Raw genomic sequence first — 5,931 nt, 5'->3', positions numbered from 1 at the left:
GCATTGAAGAGGTATTCGTAGAAGGGCAATCTGAAAGTATCATTTTGAGCCATCACACGCCAGAACTTCAATTGCTGCAACAAATACGTGATGAAGCCCATCGATTTGCTATTACCTACCATCGTAAATTGCGTGGTAAACGCAACTTAGAATCTATTTTAGATCATATCGAAGGGATTGGTCCTAAACGCCGCAAGGCTTTATGGGCTAATTTTAATAGTTTAGAGGCCATGAAAGAGGCATCTATTGATGAGCTTTCAAAGGTAGACTCTATGAACTATAAAACGGCAGAAGCATTATATAATTTCTTCCGTATGTCCAAAGTAGAAAAACAAGATATATTGAAATAAAAAAGAGCATCTTATGTAAGATGCTCTTTTACTGTATTAATTGTTATTTAGTTTTGTTTACGTTGAATGTACCAAGTACGCCAGGTGAATAATATACCCGCTACTAGTACGCTAGAGAGTAAGCCAATCCATACGCCAAATGGTCCATAATTAGGATTTTTAGCAAGAATATAGGCCGTAGGGAAGCATACGCCCCAATAGGAAACGAGGGAAATGTAAAGAACTACTTTTACATCCTTATAAGCTCTCAATATACCTTGTAAAGGGGTTCCAATGGCATCGATAGCAGAGAAGAATACACCGTATCCAAGGAAGCTGTAGATAAGCTTGTATACTTCATCATCATTTGTAAAGAGATCTGCAATAGCATCCATATTAGTAAACGTAAATGTACAAATCATGATAGCCAATACAATGGCTAAGATGCGAGAAATATAGGAGTATTGGATAGCCTCTTGTTTACGACCTGCCCCAAGTTCATATGCGACTGCAATGGTAGAGGCCATAGCGATACTAAGAGGTAAACAGTAGAATACATTGGTAAAGGAAATAACAGATTGATGAGCAGCTACGACGGCGGATCCAAAGTGAACCATCAAGAGGCCAGCAATACTAAAGATACTAGCTTCTAAGAAGATGGAAAAGCCAATAGGAATACCTATATGTAGCTGTTCGCGAATGTAGTGAAAACTTGGTTTACTGAAGTCTTTAAAGATACGATATCCCTTTAACTTCGGATGTAATAGTAATACTAAGCTAAAGAGAATAAAGTTAGTCCAACAAGCACCGGCTATACCATAGCCAGCACCGACACCACCGATTTCTGGAAATCCGAAATGTCCAAAGATGAGTGCGTAGTTCAAAAATACGTTCACAATAAAGCTAGTAAATACGATGGCCATAGAATAATGTGTTAATCCATGACTGTCGACTGTATTACGCAATGTATTAACCCAAAGTAGTGGGAATAGACCTATAGCAAATGCTTTCAGGTAACTAATACATACCTCAGCTGCAGCAGGTTCCAGATTTAATGCTGTCAGAAGAGGACGTAAGCCTAAGAGACCAATTATTAAAATGATACATGCTAGGCCTGTACCGATATAAAGACCTTGATAAAAGATTGTTGAAATATCATCGGTTTTCTTAGCTCCCAATAGCTGAGAAATAATTGGAGTGATACCTAACAACGTTCCTTGTGCAAAGATATAGAAGAGGAGCCATAAATTATACCCCGTAGCAACCCCAGCTAAATCTATTGTACTATATTGTCCCGTTAAAAAGATGGCTATAAAGGTCCCACCGATAAGGGAAAATTGTGTTATGCACATAGGAGTAAATAGCTTAATGAACAACCATAACTTTTGTAATATAGAATATGTTTGATACATACTTACCTCCCTTATTAATGATATATTATACGATATCATAAAGTAGTCTAATTTAATAGATAAATTCCTTGAGAATTGGGAATTAAATATATATTATTGATTAGTCTATTATGAATCTATAATTAATGATTTTTTATATACTAGAACTTTTATTTGTAGTGTTATGATTCTCATATTAATATGAATAGAGTATGCTAAAAATGAATATATATTTTACAAATTGAATTTTACACTACTGAACTATATCGATTATAATATATATACTATAGTTATATTCTAAGGAGGATACATTGGACATCTTATCTGTACAAGGTTTATTAGCGATGCTTCAGATCATCGTTATCGATATCTTACTTGCTGGCGATAATGCTATTGTAATTGGTATGGCAGCTCGTAACTTGCCAGCACATTTACAGAAGAAAGCCATCTTCTGGGGCACAGCTGGCGCCATTATTTTACGCCTTGTTATGGCATTCCTATTTGTAGAGGCATTGAACAATATTCCTGCACTTCGTTTAGTAGGTGGTATCCTCCTCTTATGGATCGGATACAAGCTCGTTGCTGATGATGAAAGCGAGCATAATATCGAAGCTAAGGATAATTTACGCGCAGCCATTACAACTATTGTTATTGCTGACGGTATCATGGGTATCGATAATGTTATCGGTGTAGTTGGTGCTGCAGGTGGTCATATGACAATGGTAGCCATCGGTATGCTCATAACTGTACCAATCATCATTTATGGCAGTACTTTATTTGTGAAAGTCATCGAACGTTTCCCAATTATCCTATACGTTGGCGGCGGTATCCTTGGCTGGGTAGGTGCTGGTATGGCAGTAGAGGATACATTGATTGCTCATAGTGTTGAACCATATGTACTGTTCATCAAAATAGCTGCAGTAATCCTCGTAGTAGGGGCATCTTTGATAGCTAAAAAAACCAAGAAATAATAGAATAAATCTCTTCTCTTAATCATAAGAGGAGAGATTTTTTTATGTAAACTATTACCCCACTTATAGATGAGAAAATAGAAGATTTATGGTATAGTTAAGGGATAGTTATTGAATTACTCGTTTGAATTGAGGTATGTAGAGAATGGAATTTTTAGAAGTTGCCACGTGGGTGACCATTGGTAAGATTATTTTAATTGATATTTTGTTGGCTGGTGATAATGCTGTAGTAATTGGTATGGCAGCAGGTAAGCTAGCTCCAGAACTACAAAAGAAAGCCGTAATTTGGGGTACAGTAGGTGCCATTGTAATGCGCCTTGTATTTGCTACCCTTTTAGTAGAGGCGCTTACTTTAATTCCTCTTATCCACTTAGGTGGTGGCCTTGTACTTGTATGGATTGCCATTCAATTATTAAAAGGTGGAGATGAAGATGCACATATCGAAGCTAAGAATTCCTTAATGGGTGCCATTTGGACGATTATTGTAGCTGACGCTATGATGAGTATTGATAATGTTATTGGTGTAGTAGGGGCCGCTAGAGGTCATTTAGAGCTTGTTATTGCAGGTATGTTAATTACTGTTCCAATTATCGTATTTTGCTCTACATTATTTGCTCGTATTATTAATAAATTCCCTGCTATTCTTTGGGCTGGTGGTGCACTCCTTGGCTGGGTTGCAGGCGAAATGATTGTGGAAGATCCACTTCTTATGCCATATATTCAAGGTGAAGAATTACTCGTTAAATTCGGCACTGTATTCTTCGTTCTTATTGTGACTGGTATGATTAAAATTTGGAAGAAAAGAGACGCGTAATGAACGGTACTAATCGTACATCTCGTAAAAAACAATCTAAACAACATAGAAGAAGTAATCGCTCTAATTCACAGCAAGCTACAAACGGCCAATTATCTAAAAAACAACAGGCTATTTTAAATGCGCCTGTTAAGTTTGGTGATGAAGTATTGGTAACTATTCATGGCATCGGTAGCAGCGGTGAAGGGGTAGGTCGTGTAGATGACTTTACTGTCTTTGTGCCTTTTGCCTTACCTGGAGAAACTGTGAAAGTAGCTATTGATATGGTTAAAAAAACCTATGCTACAGGGCGCCTCTTAGAAATTGTTACGATGGCTCCCAATCGTATCGATGCAAGTTGTGATCTTTATGGATTCTGTGGAGGCTGCCAACTACAACACATTACCTATGAAGGACAGCTTTCACTAAAAACACAAAAGGTGAAGGACGTTATCGAACGCATTGGTCATCAAAATCCAGACCTTGTTAAGCCTACATTAGGACCTAAAGAACCATGGGCATATCGCAATAAAATGCAAATGCCTGTAGGCGGCACTAAAGGCGATATTCAAATGGGATTCTATGCGATGGGATCTCACGATATCGTACAAGGTACAAACTGTCCTATTCAAGATGAAGGCAATAATATTATTGCTCAAGCATGTTATCAAATCGCTAAAGAATTTGATATTGAACCTTATGATGAACAGACAGGCAAAGGTATATTGCGCCATGTAATCGGTCGCATTGGGCAATCTGGATGGATGATTATCCTTGTAACTGCTACAGATTACTTACCACACCAAGAAAAGTGGGTAGATAAATTAACAGAACGAATTCCTCAAGTAGAAACTATTGTTCATAATGTAAATGGTAAGCGAACTAATGTTATATTAGGACCTAAAAATAATATCCTCTATGGGGATGGGACGATTACAGATCATATTAAGGACTTACAGTTTACATTATCTCCACACTCCTTCTTCCAAGTGAATCCAGAACAAACGACAGTACTTTACGATCAAGCATTAGCTTATGCGGACCTAAAAGGTGATGAAACCGTTATCGATGCGTATTGTGGTACGGGGACCATTTCACTATTTTTAGCACATAAGGCAAAACATGTTATCGGCATAGAAATTGTAGAACCTGCCATTATCAATGCTCGTGAAAACGCTGAACGCAATGGCTATGATAATACAGAATTCATCGTTGCTGATGCGGCCGTAGAAATGCCAAAACTCTACAAAGCTGGCGTACGACCAGACGTCATTGTATTTGATCCAATTCGTGCAGGCTGTAAAGAAGAAGTACTAACCTCTGCAGCAGGCATGGAACCAAAACGCATTGTCTACGTATCCTGTAACCCTGCAACCATGGCAAGAGATATTGAAATCCTTACACACTACGGCTATGAACTAAAAGAAGTACAACCAGTGGATATGTTTCCAATGACAGCGCATGTTGAGACGGTAGCACTTTTGTCCAAACTCGATGTCGATAAGCATATAGAAGTTGAAATTGAGCTGGATGAGCTTGATTTGACCAGTGCTGAAAGTAAGGCAACATATGCTCAAATCAAAGAATATGTTTGGAATAAATTTGAATTAAAAGTTCCGACATTATATATTACACAGATAAAAAGGAAATGTGGAATAGAATTACGAGAACATTACAACAAGTCTAAAAAGGAGAAACAAATTATTCCACAGTGTACACCTGAAAAAGAAGAAGCTATCATGGATGCCTTGAGACACTTCAAAATGATTGAATAGAAAAGAATGACAGCATATGACTTTCTGCATTTATGACATTCCTACTTGGTATAGGAACAGCTATTATTCCTTTCTTGCAAGGTATCAATGAGAAAATAGGCTCAATATAAAGATTGATAGGATCATTTTTATATTTAAAGGAGCGTTGAAATGATTGATAAAAGCAATAAAAATTTTGGGATAAATTTGTTAAGCTATATGCTCCTTTCATGAAAAAAGACAAAGGAGTATATGATAAAGTTTGCGAATACATTCGTCCTCATTTGAATAAAGACATGGAAGTACTTGAACTTGCTTGTGGCTCAGGACAATTATCGTTTAATCTTTCAAAGCATACGAAAAGTTGGATCGGTACAGACTTCTTCGAGCAAATGATTCAGGAAGCTAAAAAGCGTGGGGAATACGAAAAACTTACATTTGAAACAGCCGATGCAGTAGCATTATCCTATTCGTATGAAAAATTTGATTGTGTGTTAATTGCTAATGCACTTCATATTATGCCTAAACCGGATGAGGCGATGAAAGAAATATATAGGGTGTTAAAACCTAATGGGACTTTGTTCGCCCCCACTTTTCTATGGAAAGAGGGAAAGCAAAGAAAAATGATAAAAAGTTTATAGTTTATATTAAAAATAAAGAAGTATTACCAATAAAAAGTGTTAATAATTTGTT

At 37.0% G+C, this 5,931-nt stretch carries 5 protein-coding genes and 1 pseudogene; 5 read left to right on the top strand and 1 reads right to left on the bottom strand.

Annotated elements, in window-relative coordinates:
• Window positions 1-350, top strand: a 350-nt coding sequence (locus Q7P05_RS03230) for a helix-hairpin-helix domain-containing protein (protein ID WP_303930414.1), incomplete at its 5' end; no start/stop codon positions are given.
• 47 nt (window positions 351-397) lie between these two features.
• Here Q7P05_RS03230 and Q7P05_RS03225 read toward each other — a convergent pair.
• Entirely contained in the window at window positions 398-1,741 is a 1,344-nt protein-coding gene (locus tag Q7P05_RS03225) for an MATE family efflux transporter (RefSeq protein WP_303930412.1), read from the bottom strand.
• A gap of 290 nt (window positions 1,742-2,031) precedes the next feature.
• Here Q7P05_RS03225 and Q7P05_RS03220 point away from each other — a divergent pair, with 290 nt between their 5' ends.
• From Q7P05_RS03220 to Q7P05_RS03205, 4 genes and pseudogenes are all read left to right on the top strand, one after another.
• The gene (locus Q7P05_RS03220; RefSeq protein ID WP_295794013.1) at window positions 2,032-2,691 is read left to right on the top strand and encodes a TerC family protein; all 660 of its coding nucleotides are present in this window, start codon (window positions 2,032-2,034) and stop codon (window positions 2,689-2,691) included.
• A 145-nt stretch (window positions 2,692-2,836) separates the two neighbouring features.
• Window positions 2,837-3,505: a TerC family protein gene (locus Q7P05_RS03215; RefSeq protein ID WP_005386950.1), complete on the top strand. Its 669-nt coding sequence runs from the start codon at window positions 2,837-2,839 to the stop codon at window positions 3,503-3,505.
• A pseudogene (rlmD, locus tag Q7P05_RS03210) lies at window positions 3,505-4,989 on the top strand (23S rRNA (uracil(1939)-C(5))-methyltransferase RlmD); the annotation flags it as partial. The gene Q7P05_RS03215 and the pseudogene rlmD, both read left to right, overlap by 1 nt.
• Window positions 4,990-5,468: 479 nt before the next feature.
• Entirely contained in the window at window positions 5,469-5,879 is a 411-nt protein-coding gene (locus tag Q7P05_RS03205) for a bifunctional 2-polyprenyl-6-hydroxyphenol methylase/3-demethylubiquinol 3-O-methyltransferase UbiG (RefSeq protein WP_303930408.1), read from the top strand.
• The last annotated feature ends 52 nt before the right edge of the window (window positions 5,880-5,931 follow it).

Source organism: Veillonella dispar, from assembly GCF_937975875.1.
Lineage (GTDB): Bacteria > Bacillota > Negativicutes > Veillonellales > Veillonellaceae > Veillonella > Veillonella dispar_B.
Note: the sequence above shows the minus strand (reverse complement) of the source record. Positions and strands in the feature narration are given on the sequence as shown.

Coding starts and splice junctions, on each gene's coding strand:
- Q7P05_RS03225 (WP_303930412.1), bottom strand. CDS start 1,741: ATGTATCAAACATATTCTATATTACAAAAGTTATGGTTGTTCATTAAG.
- Q7P05_RS03215 (WP_005386950.1), top strand. CDS start 2,837: ATGGAATTTTTAGAAGTTGCCACGTGGGTGACCATTGGTAAGATTATT.
- Q7P05_RS03205 (WP_303930408.1), top strand. CDS start 5,469: ATGAAAAAAGACAAAGGAGTATATGATAAAGTTTGCGAATACATTCGT.